Below are 16,430 nucleotides of genomic sequence, written 5' to 3' on the forward strand. Positions count from 1 at the left end.
ATTATCTCAAATTTTAACGAACTATTGATGTGATACATTCCTGTTTTAAAAAGTTTTGGCTGCAAAATTACTAATAATAATTTTGCTTACCAAAACTTTTATCAATAATCTCTCTCGTCAATATATGAAAGTACTTTAGTTGTAGCAACTCTCACCATGCTCGTAGATATCGAGACCTTCCTCCTCGATTCGCTTGTCAACACGGAGACCAGCAATCTTCTTGATACCCCAGAAGAGGATGATACCTGCCAGGAGACCAATGATAGCTGAGCCCAATGGACTAACCAAAAAACCAGTATGGATGAAGCCTCGCCAGACTATCATACCACACTGGTAGAATCATTAATTAACGTAAATCTAACTGAACTATACCGGGGGAACGAAGACCAGGCTTCAATTCACCTCCAATATAATATAATGTATGTTTTCGCATTGCCACTTGGGCACCCGCTCTAGCCAGTAGAGAGGTTTGGTGGGAAAGAATTTCCCAGCGTTCAGTTTTCAGTTTATATGTCAAAGGACAACCGTTGAACTGATACCACGAAATGTCCTTCTTCAAATAATCAGCTTGTGCCACCTTGGAATAGGTTCCGCTGATGGCATCCCAGAAGATATCATGGTTCACGCCTCCGGCGCAGATAATCTGGGCTTCACCGTCGGGACTCACAGCCAGCATGGCAGTAGCGCCCGTCAAGGTGAGTTCCTTGCCTTCGCCATTACGGGGTGCCGGAAGCGGATTCCAGCATTTGCCCTGGAGAAGATAACGCAATCCCGATGTGGCAACGATGCTTGACTTGCCATTCTGATAGAAGCCGCCCCAGACATAGAGTTTGCCATCATAGGCAGCACAGACCGGTTGAACTCTCGGTTCGCCAATCATTTCCGTTTCCTTTTTCCATTCCTGATTATTTCCGAGTTCACAGGTGAGAACGGAAGCGGAAGGATGACCATCCTGATTACCACCCACAACAAACAGGCGGTTGTCCATCAGACAGACACCCATGTTATCTACCGTACAAGGCAAGTCTGGCAAGGATTTCAATATCGGTTTGCCACTCTTCTTGTCCAAATGGATACTCAAGACAGTTTTCAAACTATGTTCGCCGTTGCATCCACCAACCAGAACCAGACTATCACCAGAGGTCACTACTCCACCATAAGCCGCAGGTTCAGGCAAGTGGCCTATCATCTCCCAATGTAAGGTTTCCTCGTTGCCTGTCACTTTCGCTGCATAGATACCCGAATAGTACTTCTTCTTTCCAGGTTCAGGGAAATTGCAGCCACCAGCCACTATCAGGTAGTCGCCGATGAATCCAGAATAACAAGCTGAGACACCGAGCTCATAACCAGCCTCACCTGAAGGGAAGCCAGACAGGGACTTGATGCTCGCTTTGATTTCTCCCCGGAATGTAGATGCCGGCAAACCGTCCTGGTTCACCAGATTGGCACGTGTGAAAGGTTGCCATGCATATCTCACAAATCTCGGTGCCTTGAGTTCTGGAGAAGTGAGTCGGACCTTATTTCCCTCAATCTTCACCTGTGCAGGATAGAAGAGACCCTCTTCCTCTGCCATCTCGAAGCAGGATGGAGCCTTGCCGTCGGAAGTACGGAGACCATCGCCATAGGTAAATGAAACCACCAGCGACTCGCCCTCTCTTACCACCTTATTATATATAGGACCCGATGGGGTTACGCCATGACCATAGGTCTGGTTCAAAGCCCAGCGCCCCAGACGCTCACCTACCGGCTGCTTGTTCGTAGGATGCACATCGAGCGAATCTCCCTGATCGGAAGACACCGCCATTCCGGTATTCGGGATGGATTTCATCAATCGGAGCTGACTGTCACGGAACCAGGTCCAGGAAGGACGGTTCAGGCTAGACAACTGCACGAAATAGAAAGGCATCTCAGGATTCTTCCAATTGCTTCTCCAACTATCCACCAGCAGGCGGAAGAGTTGTTCGTGAGCATCCATATTGTGGGCATTCGATTCACCCTGATACCAGATCACTCCCTTGATAGGATACTGCTGCAAAGGCAGGATACCACTCTCGTAGAGATAACATGGCTCGTATGGATGACGACCGAGATGAGTAGCATCGTGGGTGAGATTCTTGGCAGCCCTGCCTCTTACCCAATCCTGGATAAAGTCATTGTGCAACCAGTCTCTCAAGATAGCCGGGAACTGGGTTTCCAAGGTATTTCTATCTACCCAGGCTTCCGTAGGAGCACCGCCGATGGCATTGCATATCAATCCCACAGGCACCTTCAGACTATCCCGCAACATCTTACCATAATAATAAGCTACGGCAGAGAACTGGGCTGCAGTTTCCGGAGAAACCTTCTTCCAGGTAGTATTCTTGAAATACTGCAGATGATTCAGAGAATCCAGACAGGATGCCGGCCATGCCACATCGTATGTCTCCCATCTTCCCTTCATATCGAAAAGACGGAAATCAGGGTCATCAGCCTGAGCGATGTCTTTCTTGCCGGTAGCAGCCTGATTCAATCGGAATGCCATATTCGACTGTCCCGAACACAACCAGACCTCACCTACAGCCACATGGCGGAACTCTTTCTTCTGCTTGCCAGCCTGAATGGTCAGCGTATAATCAGTGCCCACTGGCAGCGGCTGCAGCACTACGCTCCATTCGCCACGGTTGTTGGCTACAGTAGAAGCCTCCTGTCCGGCAATGCTCACCGTTACCTGGTCGCCCGTGTTGGCGATGCCATGGATATCCAGCGACTGGTTGCGCTGCAGCACCATGTGGTCTGTATAGAGAGAGGACATCTGGAGTCCGCCATAGTTTCCGGTAATACCGCCATAAACGGTCTTTGCCAGGATGCCGGCACCTTCCGCATTCGGATGGATGGCATCCGGCAACAGGTTAGGATAAGGATAGAGCGGCGCATGGAAATCGATCACTTCCGCTCCGCTCACCTTTGCTACCACATGGATAGCCTCCTGTATTTCATCATGCCACTGCTTGGTGCCCGAGATAAAACGGGGATGGCGGTGGGCAATCGGAGTCATTCGAGCCAAAATAAAACGTACCTTCGGATTCACGGAACGCAGAGAGTCCATCAGGGAAAGATAATCTTTCACGAACTCATCACGATAGTTAGGCCAGTTTCTTGGGTCCGTATCGTTGATACCCAAATGGATGACAGCAATATCGCCCTTGAACGCCATTGCCTGTCTGTACTCTTCCTGCTGCATGTACGGACGGTGTCCATGCTTCAACAGGGTAGCACCCGGCTTTCCGAAGTTACCTACCAGGTACTTGTCGCCCAACATCTTCTGAAGTTGTACAGGATAAGAGAAATGTTCTCTATCCTCGATTCCCGTGCCATAGGTGATACTGTTGCCCACGCAAGCCACCTTGATTTTCTGCACAGTTTTCTTTCGGGCAGCCTCAACGGAGAGGGAGCCCGTGAGGAGCATCGACAGCATCAAAGCCGTCAACGCTCCCTTTGGATTCATTAATTTATCATACAACATACCTATATAAACTATTCTAGTTTTCGCAAGTATGCTCCACACGCCCTGAAAGGGCAGAAGCTCCTAGCCCAGGGCAGCGCCCTGGGTATACAAGCAATCAGCAAGGCGCCCCGTAAGGGCAAAAGGTTTGTATATTGCCTGGTACTTGAAGGCTTTTGCCCTTACAGGGCGACAAGCTTGCATCCATCATTACCCAGGGCGCTGCCCTGGGCTAGGAGCTTCTGCCCTTTCAGGGCGTGTGGGTGAGATACTTGCGAAAGTTCAGTAAACTATATATAACCTAAAAAACTTCTATTTTAATATTACTCGTCGAGGATAGCAGCCGTGAACATCCATTTCACGAGTCGGGTCTCCTTAGAAGAGAACTTGCCGACAGGAAGTTTCAGCATCAGCTTGTTCCAACCCTTCTTCAGGGTGATGTCTATCGCAGGACGAGACATGTAGTTCTCATTCTTCAGCGTAATCTCGTTAGAACGCTCGGTATTCGTGTTCTCCCATACAGGAGGCATGATTTCCTGACCGTTGAGCCATGCACGGCTGCACTTGTAATCCCAGGTGCCCTGACGGGGAGCCAGGTCGCTCTCAGAACGGCTGTAGTTCTGGAACTCCAGCGCCAGCTTCGCCTTTCTTTCCTTTGGAGAATAAATCCAGCGGGTGGCGTAAGCGGTGTGGTTCTCCTGCGGATTGGCATAGAAGCCGGGAACCAGCGTGCCCCATACATGGCGCAGATAGATGCCGTTGCCGATGATCTTGCGGGTCTTGTAAGTCTTGCCCTCATACTGATAGACGGAATCTTCTTTCTCCTCTGGAGGGAACACCTTGTTCAAGTCGCCTCCGTTAGGGAAGGCATCGGTAATCTGCCACTCGCTCTGGGTCTGGCAAACGTATGGGAAGGGAACCTCCTTCAGCCAGGTCTTCTTCTGCCACAGCAGGCGGTGTTCAAATTCCCTGAATGCAGCCAACTGCTCTGGTTCATCCTCCCAAAGCAGGGTGCCCTTGCCATCAAAATAGCTGTTGCCACCTCCACGCCAGGCACGTTCTGCCAGGGTGAGCATATAAGGATAGAAATTGTTTTCTGCCAGCAGCTGAGGTGTATTGTCAATGTATCGATCGTTCCAGAAGGCTACAATGCAGCCAGCCAGATCGTCGCTGCCCTCAGGCTGGTTGTAGATGCGGCTGTTGAACATCGCCACCAGGTCGGCGTAGGTATCGAAATGGTTGGCGTAGTGGTAGCGGCAGTCGATGGCAGGGATGCCCTTCTGTGCCTTTCCACGATAGCTCCAGAGCTGCATCATGTCAATCTCACCCGGTTTGTAGTTCCAGCCTGGGTTGTAAGAGATAACCTTCTTGCCCTTGTCGCGAATGTATTTCACCATCATCGGAACGAAATCCGGATTGGTAAACTGAACCTCGTCGGTTCCTATATGGAGATAAGGTACATCGAACGTAGCGCATACCTCATCAATGATGTCTTTCAGAATCTGCGTACCCTTCTCGCTCTGCATATCGGTCTTGAAGGTACGCTCGAAAGCGGCACTGTGTCCCGGCATATCAATCTCAGGAATCAGGAGCACCTGATGCTGCTTGCAGAATTCCACGAGTTGTCGGGCCTCTTCTAATGTATAGAACTTTCCTTTCTCACGCTCCATATTCTCTGGGGCATTGAGTTCAGGATAGCGCTTGCTTTCCAGGCGCCATGCCTGATTTTCTGTAAGATGCCAGTGAAAAACATTGATTTTGTATCTGCTCAGCAGACTGATTTCGCGCTTCAGTTCCTCTACAGGAATATAGCTTCTGCCCACATCGTGCATGAATCCACGGATGCGGAAAGCAGGCCAGTCGGTGATGTCACACTGTGGCAAATATATCTTTTTATTCTTAGTGGTTTTCAGCTGTTCCAGCGTCTGTCGTCCCCAATACATACCCTTTGGGGTGGTAGCCTCCAGAAGGATGCCTTTCTTGGTAATCAATAGATGGTAAGCTTCTTCCTGGAATTTAGCTCCTTCAATCTGGCTCACATATTTTTCCTCCACTGTCAACTCGCCGCTGAATTTCTTGCCGTTGAACTGATACTTCTGAGGCAGAGGCAACAAGGAAGATGGATGATTGGCACAGATGCCAGCCATGCAACAAAATATAGAAAACACAAAAAGTAAGAGTCGATTCATAATTAGGTTGAATTAAATGGATGAAATCATATCAATGATAGAGAGAAGAGCAGCATACCGAAAAAGGTATAAAGGAGAGGGGATTTGACTCCCCTCTACCTTATTTATATATAACTGAACTTTCACATGTCAGGAAGTTCAATTATTTATATCTATTGTTCGTTATTTGGTCTATGCCTAACTTATAGAATCGAATGTCGTAATAATCATCCGTCTGTGTCTTCGGATTCTTAAAGGCATTCTCCTCCAGAAGGAAGTAGATGCTTCCATCCTTGCCCTGAACCATGGTAGAATAGGCAGAAGTGGTATTGCTCAACTGATAGCAGCCTTCCCAGTTCTTGGCGATAGCCTCTGGAGTAGCATAATCAGCAGGAGTCTCCAATGCCTTGTAGTAGATACCTACGTTGTTACGGCCTGGACCTACCGGAACACTCTGAAGCAACAGCTTTACTTTCTTGCCATTCTTCTTGGCATCCACCATGAGAACCTCGCCATTGCAAGAGTTCTTATGGGCAGCAACACCCATATTCTTGGCATCAGAAGCTATTACCTTGCCCCAAGAGCCTGTGGCTGTCTTCTTATCCTCATAAGTATAGATGTTGATGTGGCGTCCACCCATTGCACGGCTGCTGAGCAACACATTGCCGTCTGGCAACTCTTCAACCTTAGCCTCATCTCCATAAGGAGCAGCCTCGGCTACATTCTTGCCCAAGACATTCCAGGTCTGACCGAAGTCATCGCTATAGAGAATACGGTTACCGCTGCGGGTACACAACACGGTATAGACACGATAGTACTTGCCCACCTTGATCTGCTTACTCTGACAGATTCTACCACTGGTAAAAAAGGCAGATTCCACTTCAGGCATGAGGTCGTAGATCTGCTTGGTCACTTCCTCGCCATACCATGTCTTACCCTCGTCATCGCTGTAGTATCTACCCATCATCAGGAGATTACCACGCTTAGACTCCCAGTAGCCGATGCCACCCGATGCACACATCAGGAGGATTCTGCCGCTCTTCTTATCTACCACGACAGCCGCATCGCCATGGGCGCAGTCGAAACTGGTAGCAATACCGTTTCCGCCCTTAGCCACCATCTGCTCAGGAGAGCTCCAGGTAGCGCCCTTGTCCATACTGGTCTTCATCACGATGTCGAGATGACGGCCGCCACCAATATCCTGATTGTGGTAACGATGATCGGTAAACGCAATCAACTTACCCGACTTACACTCTACGATGGCAGGAATGCGATACTGTGCTTCCTTGTTAGGGAAGACAGTGATGCCGCCCTGAGCGTTCACAGCCTGAGCCTCAACTGCCAAAGCTGGGGTTGCAGCAGCAACCTGTGCAGGCATCATCAGGGTAATACCCATAGTAGCGAGACACAATGCCTTGCCTATGTTTGCTGGAAAAATCATATTTCTCATGTTTTGTTCAGTTATACTTCCTTGTTCAAAATCTCCTGACACAGAGAGTATGCCTTGATCATCATTCTAGGAATGTGGAAAGGTCCCTTGAAGAGATTACCCTTGGCAGGCTGTGCCACGGTACCGTCTCGGTGAAGATAACCATACCACTCGCCGAACTCTGTATCTGGGAAGTGAGCATAGGTCCACTCGCTGATGCGCTGATGCTTGTAGATATACTCGTCATCACCTGTTGCAAGGTAAGCATAGAGAGAAGCGATGATAGTTTCAGTCTGTGGCCACCAGAACTTCATATCCTGAGAATAATCCTGCGAAGGAAGATTCCTACAGTCTCTGAAGTTGATGATGCCGCCATACTGCTTGTCCCATCCCCAGTCCCAAGACCAGTCGAAGATCTGCAGTGCCATATCGGTTATCTCCTTGTCCCAACCTCTCTGCTTTGCCTCTTCCATGATGAACCATGAAGTCTCGATGCAATGACCTGGGTTGATGGTACGGCCCATACAGGTATCCACAAACTCACCGTTCATTCCTACGGTCTCCAGGAGACACTTGAACTCTGGGTGGATGAAGTACTTCTTCAGCTTGGCAATCGACTCATCAATCTGCTCGGTGAGCTTAGGGTCGTTGATAACCTTGCGGATGCATGAACCCACGTTGATGAGAATCATGATGATGCTGTGGCTCTGCAACTGAACAGATTCCTCAAACTTAGGAGCCAGGATACCTGGTGTGGTGAGAAAGCGCTGGATATCCTTGAAAATCTGTAGGGCACGTTCAGCATATTTCTGCTCGCCGGTAGCCAAAGCATACTCCGACATCGCAATAGCTGCGAAAGTCTCAGAGAATACATAGCGACGCATGCGCAATGGCTTGCCTTCGGCTGTAACAGAGAAGTACATTCTTCTATTCTCGTCGAAGCAATGCTTCTCGATGAAGTCGAGCGTGCTCTTCGCAGCCTCCAGCCACATCGGGTTCTTCTCTACATTATTATATGCATAGGCGCATATAAAGGCGAATCGACCCTGAAACCACACAGACTTGGTGGTATCGATCAGACTTCCATCTCTATCGAGACAAGTGTAAACACCACCGTTTACCTTATCCCATCCATGCTCCATCCAGAATGGCATGATGTTCTCTGTCAGTTCAGTCTTATAAGATTCAGCCCACTGCTTAATATATTCTTTAATATTCATTCTTACTGTTTCTAGTGGATTTTACTTAAAACTGGTTGCAACGCTCGAAGAAGTGGATAGCCTCCAACTCTTTCTTCATTGCCTGCTCCTCCTCATCGGTCATGTTGCGGAATGGAGTGCGGTTTGGACCCAAATCGAAGCCCATCAACTTCATGATACGCTTACCGCCAACGATGTTACCACGGTAGTGACAGATGACGTTGATAACCTCCTGAGCGAAGTTCTGCTTCTCACGGGCTGTCTCGATGTCGCCGTTCTTCCAAGCCTCGATGATGCCTACCAACTCCTTACCGTTGTAGTTGGTTGTACCACCGATACCACCCTGTGCACCGCCCTGAGCCAGGCTAGGGAGAATAGTCTCATCCTGACCATGGAGCATATCGTACTTACCGTTCTTGTAGAGACGGCACTGGTTGTACTCATACAGACTCTCGAAGGTATATTTGATACCAGCGAAGTTAGGAATGCGTCCATCTACAGCCTTCAACAGATCGAGCATTGGCAGGTAAGCGCCATTGAATGCAGGAATATGATAGTAGTAGAAAGGAAGCTCAGGAGCAGCAGAAGCAATCTCCTCGCAATACTTCACCAGTTCCTCGATGCGGCCGATATGTGGGAATGGAGGAGCCATTGAACCGATGCCCCAAACACCCAACTTCTGCGCATGCTCAGCCAAGCGACGGCTCTCACGGAGGCAGCAGCTGCCTACATGAACGATAATCTTAAAGTCCTTTGGAGCTACGGCTACCCATCTCTCAGCAAGGAGCATTCTCTCCTCGGTGGTCAACATATAGCCCTCGCCTGATGAACCATTGATAAACACACCCTTCAGACCGTTCTTCTGAAGCATTTTGGCGTAAGCCTCGATTGGTTCCAAGTTCACATCACCGTTAGCATAAAAAGGAGTAAACGGTGCATCGATAAGTCCAATGATCTTTTCCATAATTATATATATATTAATGTAAGTTAGTTAAAATTTCTTTGTTACTATTTATTATTCTAAGTTATCAGTCTTTGGCTTCAAGCAAACCAGCTGAAGTGTCAACGCAGCGATAACCACCACGCCCAATACGGCAAAAGCCAAGCCCAGATTACCGCCATCAGAGAACTTACCCATTATCTGGGTAACCATAGCTCCGGCAAATACGCCCACCATATTCATGATACCGTATGCTGTTGCCCTATATTTTGCCGAGATAATCTGGCAGAGGATTGGCATATTGTTGGCATCAAACATACCGTAACCGATACCGAAGAGCAAGCCAGCTCCCACTACTGCTACCACACTGTGGCCGAAGCCCAGGAGGAAGAGAGCAGGAATCGTCATTCCCAGACCGATGGCACTGGTATAAACGCGGCCACGGATGTTCCTATGAACCCATTTATCGGAAAGTACACCGCCGAAGAGAACACCAAACAATGAGGATACTGCGATGGTGATAGTTGACATCGGACCAGCCTCAGACATAGGTACACCCAGATTCTCAGCAAACAATGTAGGGAGCCAGTTCTTGGTAGCCCAACCTGGAAGAGAAGGAACTGCGAAATAGAAGAGAATCACCCAGAATGCCCAAGTAGAAAGCACAACAGATAAGCCTTGGAACAATCCGCCCCTTGCAGGCTTTTCCTTCTGAGTCACAGCCACATTCGCAGTATTCTTGTCTTTATCGTGCAACAACAGAAGCAATACGACAGAATAAGCGATTCCGAGAATACCGAACCAGTGGAAAGTGGTGTGCCAGGAGAAGGCTGCTGCCACGGTAGCACCAAAACCTCCGATAGCCTGACCTACATACAAACCTGTCATGTGAACACCAATGGCCAGAGATCTGGACTTTCCTTCATGCCAGTCGGCAATGAGAGACAAGGCAGAAGGGATGTAAAGTGCTTCACTGATACCCATCAACGCTCTCAACATGTAAAGTTGATCAAAACTGGAGGCATATCCCATCAGGTAGGTCACCAAAGACCAGACAAAGAGACTGCCTACTACTAATTTCTTTCGACTGATTCTATCAGCTACGATACCGGCAAATGGACTCACAACACCATAGATCCAAAGGAAGACTGCCATCAAAGCGCCAAAGGCTTCAGCTTGCTGTAATTCCACGATGTCAACCTTCATAGCGGTTTGCATGGTAGAAAGCATCTGACGATCCATATAGTTGAGAAGAGCAACCACCCACAGGAGCGCTACAACTAACCAGGGATAAAACTTTTTATTTTTCATTTCGATTGTTAGTTTTGTTATTCGGGTGCAAATTTACTACTTATTTTAATGCCAACCAAATTTTAATGAATCATTTTTCGTTATTCAAGTTAATTAAATTAGTTTATTTATTTGTTCTTACGTTTTATATCTATACACCTTATTATATATATAAAAGAATCTCTTCTGAGCTGTTTGAGCAACCAGTATTTTAAAAAGTTAAAAATCATAGGTTCAAACAGTTAAATCATTCCCCGAAAAAGGGAAAAAACAAAGTTTATTCTAATAATTTAGATTAATTAACTCGCAAACATTAAAAAAACGGATTTATTTATTTATCTTTGCAGCGTAAAAACTTAAACAAGAAATATCTGTATGGCAAAAAGCATCATACCTCACACTAAATGGTCTGCCTCTAAGACAGCTCTTTTGAACTTGCTCATAGAACATGGAGGACAAACTATCGCCGAACTATCCAGTAGTTTGGGGGTAAGTGTGCCATATACTACCAAGACTCTGAACGAACTCATTGAGGATGGCTTGATTGAGGTAACTGGCAAGAAAGACAATTACTCGAAGAGAGCACCAAAGATTTACGACCTCATCGCAACATCCGGATATTTCCTCGGCATAGATACAGGAAAGCAAAGTCTCACCTTCGGCATCTGTGATTTTTGTGGAAACATGGTGACAGAACCCGAACTGATACACTTTGACTACCAGGACACCCCGGAATGCTTCAACAGTTTCATCAACCTCATCAACAAGTATATTCAAAAATCAGGCATCGAAAGAAGCCAGATCAAGAAGGCCTGCATGAGTATCGGTGGACGAGTGAACCCTGAAACAGGTTGTGCCTATAATTACTTCACCTGCACGACAATGCCACTGGCAGAAGCGCTGACCGAAAGACTCGACCTGCCTTTCTGCATCGACAACGATACCCGCTGCATGACTTACGGTGAATATCTGAAAGGTGTCTGCAAGGGATTGAGAAACATCATCTTCGTAAACGTCAGCTGGGGCATCGGCATCGGTATCATCTTCGACGGTAAGCTCTATCTCGGAAAATCAGGCTTCTCGGGTGAAATCGGACACATGCACATCTATAATAATGACATCATCTGCCATTGTGGAAAAACAGGTTGCATGGAAACGGAAACATCAGGCTCGGCATTGCTGCGCAAGATGAAAGAGGCTTTGGAAAACGGTGGAACTTCCGTGCTGTCCGACAAGGTGAAGAACCTGCATCAGGAACTCACCCTGCAGGATATCCTCGACGCCATCAAAAAAGAGGATGTGCTCAGCATCGAGACCCTGCAGAAGGTGGCAGTAGAACTGGGAACCAATCTCGCCGGCATCATCAACATCTTCAATCCGGAGATGCTGGTCATCGGAGGAGACCTCTCGGTAACAGGTGCTTATCTTACCCAACCTATCTGCATGGGCATCAAAAAGTTCTCGCTCAATATGGTGAACGAGGATTCGCTGGTTGCCGCCTCTACCCTGAAAGAGCATGCAGGACTGATTGGAGCCTGCCTTATGGCAAGAAGCAAGTACTTGAACAATTAATAGATTAAGAATACATTATTAATATATAAGAATACATTAACTTATAAACATATATCAACTATGCGTGTAATTATCGAAAAGAATTACGATGAGTTGGCTCGCTGGGCAGCTCGTCACGTTGTGGAGACCATCAAAGCTTTCCAACCAACAGCAGAGAAACCATTCGTTCTGGGTTTGCCAACAGGCTCATCACCTATTGGTATGTATGCAGAAATCGTAAAGGCTGTCAAGGCTGGTGAGGTTTCTTTCAAGCATGTACTCACATTCAACATGGACGAATACGTAGGTTTGCCAGAATCTCATCCAGAGAGCTATCATTCATTTATGGCTCACAACCTCTTCGACCACATCGATTGCCCTAAGGAGAACATCCACATTCTCAATGGTAACGCTGAGGATCTCGAAGCTGAGTGCGCTCACTACGAGGAGATGATTGCAGAAGCAGGTGGTATCGACCTCTTCATCGGTGGTATCGGCCCTGATGGTCACATTGCTTTCAATGAGCCATTCTCTTCTCTCAACTCCCGCACTCGCGTGAAGACTTTGACTACTGATACCCGCATCGCTAACTCCCGTTTCTTCGGTGGCGATATGAACGCAGTACCAGCTACAGCCCTCACAGTAGGTGTTGGTACCGTTATGGCAGCTAGAGAGGTGATGATTCTCTGCAATGGTCACAACAAAGCTCGTGCCCTTCAGGCAGCTATCGAAGGTCCTGTAACTCAGGCTTGGACTATCAGTGCACTGCAGACTCACCAGCACGGTATCATCGTTTGCGATGAGAGCGCTACAGATGAGTTGAAGGTAAGCACCTACAAGTACTTCAAGGACATCGAGAAAGACAACTTGTAAAAAAAACAAAGTAATAACTATAAAGACAAGAAACTATGAGACTAAATCTTAGTTCAGAAATTGTACTCAATAAGGTACCATTGGCATACTACAAACCAAAGACTACAGTAGAGTACTCAGAGATCTCCAGAATGGAGAAAATTCACACCGACATCTTCGCCTCTTCCATGGAGGGTGCAGCTCATGTAGCTGACCAAGTAGAGAAGGAAATCAAGGCAGCTCAGCACGAGGGCAGATATTACGTGATGGCATTGGGCACAGGCTTGTCGCTCACACCTATCTACAAGGAATTGCAGAGAAGATGCGAGGCTAAGCAGCTCAGTTTCAGAAACGTGGTAGTATTCAATGCTTACGAGTACTATCCAGTACAGAAGGAAAGTTCTCTGAAGAGCATCAACCAGTTGAAGGAGCGTTTCCTCGACCATGTTGACATCGATCCACAGAACATCTTCACATTGGATGGCAGTGTGGCACAGGACGCAGTGCAGGATACCTGTCACCTCTACGAGAAGCGCATCAAGACCTTCGGCGGTCTCGACATCGCTCTCCTCGGTATCGGAAGAATGGGTAATATCGCTGCCAACGAGCCAGGCTCTGGTATCCAGTCTATCACCCGTCTGATCCTCATCGGCAATACTTCCCGCGAGGAGATGGAGAACAGCTTCGGCACCAACGAGCAGGTTCCTCCTTGCTCTCTCACCATGGGTATCGCTACCCTGCTCTCTGCCAAGAGTGTTTACCTCACAGCATGGGGCGACGAGAAGGCTGAAATCATGCAGAAGGTAGTAGAAGGAAACATCACTGACACATTGCCAGCTAGCTTCCTCCAGACTCATCCTAATGCAAACGTAATTCTCGACCTGAGCGCTGCTTCTCACCTGACACGTATCAAGCATCCTTGGCTCGTAACAAACTGCGAGTGGACAGACAAGCTGGTACGCAGTGCATTGGTATGGCTCTGCCAGAAGTTGCACAAGCCTATCCTGAAGTTGACCAACAAGGACTACAACGAGAATGGCTTGAGTGAACTCTTGGCTCTCTACGGTTCTGCATACAATGCAAACATCAAGATCTTCAACGACTTGCAGCATACCATCACAGGTTGGCCAGGCGGTAAGCCAAACGCTGACGATACCTATCGTCCTGAGCGTGCGAAACCATTCCCAAAGAGAGTGATCGTATTCTCTCCACACCCAGACGATGACGTGATCTCTATGGGTGGTACTATCCGCCGATTGGTACAGCAGAAGCACGAGGTACATGTAGCTTACGAGACATCCGGTAACATCGCAGTAGGCGACGAGGAGGTTACAAGATTCATGCACTTCATCAATGGTTTCAACCAGATCTTCGCTGACTCCAAGGATAGCGTGATCTCTAAGAAATACCAGGAAATCAAGGAGTTCTTCGCACACAAGAAGGAGAGCGATTTCGATACCCGCGACATTCTGACCATCAAGGGCTTGATTCGTCGTGGCGAGGCTCGTACAGCTTGTACATTCAACGAGATTCCTCTGAACCGCGTTCACTTCCTTGACTTGCCATTCTATGAGAGCGGTAAGATTGAGAAGTTGCCTATGACAGAGAAGGACGTTGAGATCGTTAGAGCATTGCTCCAGGAGGTGAAGCCTCATCAGATTTATGTTGCTGGTGACTTGGCTGACCCTCACGGAACTCACAAGAAGTGCACCGACGCTGTTCTCGCAGCCATCGACGAGGAGAAGAAGGCAGGCGCAGAGTGGTTGAAGGACTGCCGCATCTGGATGTACCGTGGCGCTTGGGCAGAATGGGAGATTGAGAACATCGAGATGTGTGTTCCATTGAGCCCTGAGGAGTTGAGAGCAAAGCGTAACTCTATCCTCAAGCACCAGTCACAGATGGAGAGTGCTCCATTCCTGGGTAACGACGAGCGCCTCTTCTGGCAGCGTGCAGAAGACCGCAACCGTGGCACCGCCCAGCTCTATGATGAGTTAGGTCTGGCTTGCTACGAGGCTATGGAAGCATTTGTGGAGTACATTCCACTCTAAGCCTTCCATCGGCATACTCAAGTTGATATATAATAATATAGATCTTCATTCATACTCTAACCTATATCAACTATTCATTTGACAAAACTAATTGTACGAGAATAATTAGTTTGTGCCCTTCTGCCGAAAGACAGGAGGGCATTTTTATAAAAAAGGTGTGTCATGGACTTATGACACACCTTTTTTATTTCAAAATCTTAAAATTTTAGAACTTAATCCAGGTCAGCTTCTTCCATATTCCCTCGAAAGGACCATGGGAATGATACTTGAGCCAGAGGTTGGAGAAGAGGCATTGTACTACCACCATGGCGATGCCGACAAAGAAGGCATAGGTAATGCCGAGCTTCGTCTGGAGATTGAAACCATAATAGGCAAACAGTCCGCAACCGATGATAGACTGGAGGAAATAGTTGGTCAGACTCATCTTACCAAACTGACGCAGGAACGACAATCCCTTTCTGAACCATTCCTTACCATACCACAACAGTACGAAGCCTGAAACTACGAACGAGAGAATGAAGAAGTTGTAGATAGGATAAAGCCAATTGTTCCATGTTTCCATGTGGCGCACATCAGCTATGCCTCCCACAATCAATACCAGGATGGAAACCACCAGCACCTTCTTCCACAAAGCCAGGTTGTTGTTCTCATTGTAGAACCAACGCTTTCTGCCCACCAGCATTCCGAGAATGAAGAGGCAGATGGTCTGCGTATGTCTTCCCTTCATCATGCACCAGTAATAAGTAGCCACCTGTCCGTATCGCAGGTTACCATAGGCATTCTCCAGGAAGGTGCCGTGCTGATGACCATTATACATATTTCCATACACCTCTCTCAACGACGACGCATCTACCTGCCATCCCGAAATGAGGGAATAGATTTCTATCGGTTGGATAAAGAGGAAGGCAACCACCCACCAGAGCCATTTGGTAGGAAGATAACTCAATGGGATGAGAACCAGTCCATAGATGGCATAGGAGAAGAGGATGTCGCCATCGAAGAAGGCGGTGTTCACGATACCGAGCATTGCCAGGAGGAACATTCGCCAGGCGAATCTACCCGAAAAGCAATTTCCACGCTGCTGCTGATTATCATTCATGATAAAGAAGCTCAATCCGAAGAGCAGGGCAAAGATACCATACATCTTTCCCGACAGCAGCAAAGCCAGCACATCTGCCATCCAATCATCACACCCCAGCGTATAAGCATGCGCTATGCTTCCATCGTACATATTAAAATGCTCCACGGAGTGATAGAGAATAATACCTGCTACGGCCAATCCTCGCAAGGCATCAGCCACGTCAATACGACTGTTTTTCAGTCCTAATGTCTTGTAAAAATTCATTTTGATATTGTATGTTAGTTATTATGAGTTGGCAAAGGTATAACATTTTATTGGAAAAAGCGAATTATCCTCAATGTATAACAAATATTAAGTTTTATAGTGTACTTCCCTGAAAAAGGTTGTCACT

Annotated in this window: 10 protein-coding genes and 2 pseudogenes; 3 read left to right on the top strand and 9 right to left on the bottom strand. The window is 47.5% G+C overall.

Going from position 1 to position 16,430, the window contains the following annotated elements; all coding sequences use genetic code 11:
• Positions 1-135 precede the first annotated feature (135 nt).
• The 8 genes and pseudogenes from DW657_RS14170 to DW657_RS14205 form a co-directional block, all read right to left on the bottom strand.
• Positions 136-273: pseudogene (locus DW657_RS14170) on the bottom strand (ammonium transporter); the annotation flags it as partial.
• Between the two features lie 73 nt (positions 274-346).
• Positions 347-1,423, bottom strand: coding sequence for a cyclically-permuted mutarotase family protein (locus tag DW657_RS18710; RefSeq protein ID WP_367400160.1), 1,077 nt, complete (start codon positions 1,421-1,423; stop codon positions 347-349).
• A pseudogene (locus DW657_RS18715) lies at positions 1,403-3,454 on the bottom strand (GDSL-type esterase/lipase family protein); the annotation flags it as partial. The gene DW657_RS18710 and the pseudogene DW657_RS18715, both read right to left, overlap by 21 nt.
• 350 nt (positions 3,455-3,804) lie before the next feature.
• Positions 3,805-5,670 (bottom strand): family 20 glycosylhydrolase, encoded by a 1,866-nt coding sequence (locus DW657_RS14185; protein WP_118313116.1) that lies wholly within the window; start codon positions 5,668-5,670, stop codon positions 3,805-3,807.
• Positions 5,671-5,812: 142 nt separating this feature from the next.
• Positions 5,813-7,090, bottom strand: a complete 1,278-nt coding sequence (locus DW657_RS14190) for a sialidase family protein (RefSeq protein ID WP_158577386.1) — start codon at positions 7,088-7,090, stop codon at positions 5,813-5,815.
• Between the two features lie 20 nt (positions 7,091-7,110).
• Positions 7,111-8,298, bottom strand: coding sequence for an AGE family epimerase/isomerase (locus DW657_RS14195; protein WP_118313118.1), 1,188 nt, complete (start codon positions 8,296-8,298; stop codon positions 7,111-7,113).
• A 25-nt stretch (positions 8,299-8,323) separates the two neighbouring features.
• Positions 8,324-9,241, bottom strand: a complete 918-nt coding sequence (locus DW657_RS14200; protein WP_089545301.1) for a dihydrodipicolinate synthase family protein — start codon at positions 9,239-9,241, stop codon at positions 8,324-8,326.
• A 51-nt stretch (positions 9,242-9,292) separates the two neighbouring features.
• Positions 9,293-10,528, bottom strand: coding sequence for an MFS transporter (locus DW657_RS14205; RefSeq protein WP_118313119.1), 1,236 nt, complete (start codon positions 10,526-10,528; stop codon positions 9,293-9,295).
• A gap of 354 nt (positions 10,529-10,882) precedes the next feature.
• On the opposite strand from DW657_RS14205, the gene DW657_RS14210 reads away from it, so the two are divergent.
• From DW657_RS14210 to DW657_RS14220, 3 genes are read left to right on the top strand one after another with little or no spacing between them, the layout of a single operon-like run.
• Complete coding sequence (locus tag DW657_RS14210; protein ID WP_118313120.1) at positions 10,883-12,079, top strand: ROK family transcriptional regulator; 1,197 nt, start codon at positions 10,883-10,885, stop codon at positions 12,077-12,079.
• Between the two features lie 60 nt (positions 12,080-12,139).
• The gene (gene nagB, locus DW657_RS14215; protein WP_118313121.1) at positions 12,140-12,931 is read left to right on the top strand and encodes a glucosamine-6-phosphate deaminase; all 792 of its coding nucleotides are present in this window, start codon (positions 12,140-12,142) and stop codon (positions 12,929-12,931) included.
• 35 nt (positions 12,932-12,966) lie between these two features.
• A complete protein-coding gene (locus DW657_RS14220) occupies positions 12,967-14,958 on the top strand; it encodes a glucosamine-6-phosphate deaminase (protein ID WP_089545305.1) in 1,992 nt (663 codons plus the stop codon).
• A 205-nt stretch (positions 14,959-15,163) separates the two neighbouring features.
• Here DW657_RS14220 and DW657_RS14225 read toward each other — a convergent pair whose 3' ends face one another.
• Positions 15,164-16,303: a DUF418 domain-containing protein gene (locus DW657_RS14225; protein WP_118313122.1), complete on the bottom strand. Its 1,140-nt coding sequence runs from the start codon at positions 16,301-16,303 to the stop codon at positions 15,164-15,166.
• Positions 16,304-16,430: the final 127 nt, after the last annotated feature.

The organism is Prevotella sp. AM23-5 (assembly GCF_003473645.1).
Taxonomy (GTDB): Bacteria; Bacteroidota; Bacteroidia; order Bacteroidales; family Bacteroidaceae; genus Prevotella; species Prevotella copri_A.

Excerpts from the sequence above, each read along its gene's own strand:
- DW657_RS14195 (WP_118313118.1), bottom strand. The coding sequence starts at position 8,298 with ATGAATATTAAAGAATATATTAAGCAGTGGGCTGAATCTTATAAGACT.
- DW657_RS14205 (WP_118313119.1), bottom strand. The coding sequence starts at position 10,528 with ATGAAAAATAAAAAGTTTTATCCCTGGTTAGTTGTAGCGCTCCTGTGG.
- DW657_RS14190 (WP_158577386.1), bottom strand. The coding sequence starts at position 7,090 with ATGATTTTTCCAGCAAACATAGGCAAGGCATTGTGTCTCGCTACTATG.
- DW657_RS14210 (WP_118313120.1), top strand. The coding sequence starts at position 10,883 with ATGGCAAAAAGCATCATACCTCACACTAAATGGTCTGCCTCTAAGACA.
- DW657_RS14200 (WP_089545301.1), bottom strand. The coding sequence starts at position 9,241 with ATGGAAAAGATCATTGGACTTATCGATGCACCGTTTACTCCTTTTTAT.
- DW657_RS14185 (WP_118313116.1), bottom strand. The coding sequence starts at position 5,670 with ATGAATCGACTCTTACTTTTTGTGTTTTCTATATTTTGTTGCATGGCT.
- DW657_RS14220 (WP_089545305.1), top strand. The coding sequence starts at position 12,967 with ATGAGACTAAATCTTAGTTCAGAAATTGTACTCAATAAGGTACCATTG.
- nagB (WP_118313121.1), top strand. The coding sequence starts at position 12,140 with ATGCGTGTAATTATCGAAAAGAATTACGATGAGTTGGCTCGCTGGGCA.
- DW657_RS14225 (WP_118313122.1), bottom strand. The coding sequence starts at position 16,303 with ATGAATTTTTACAAGACATTAGGACTGAAAAACAGTCGTATTGACGTG.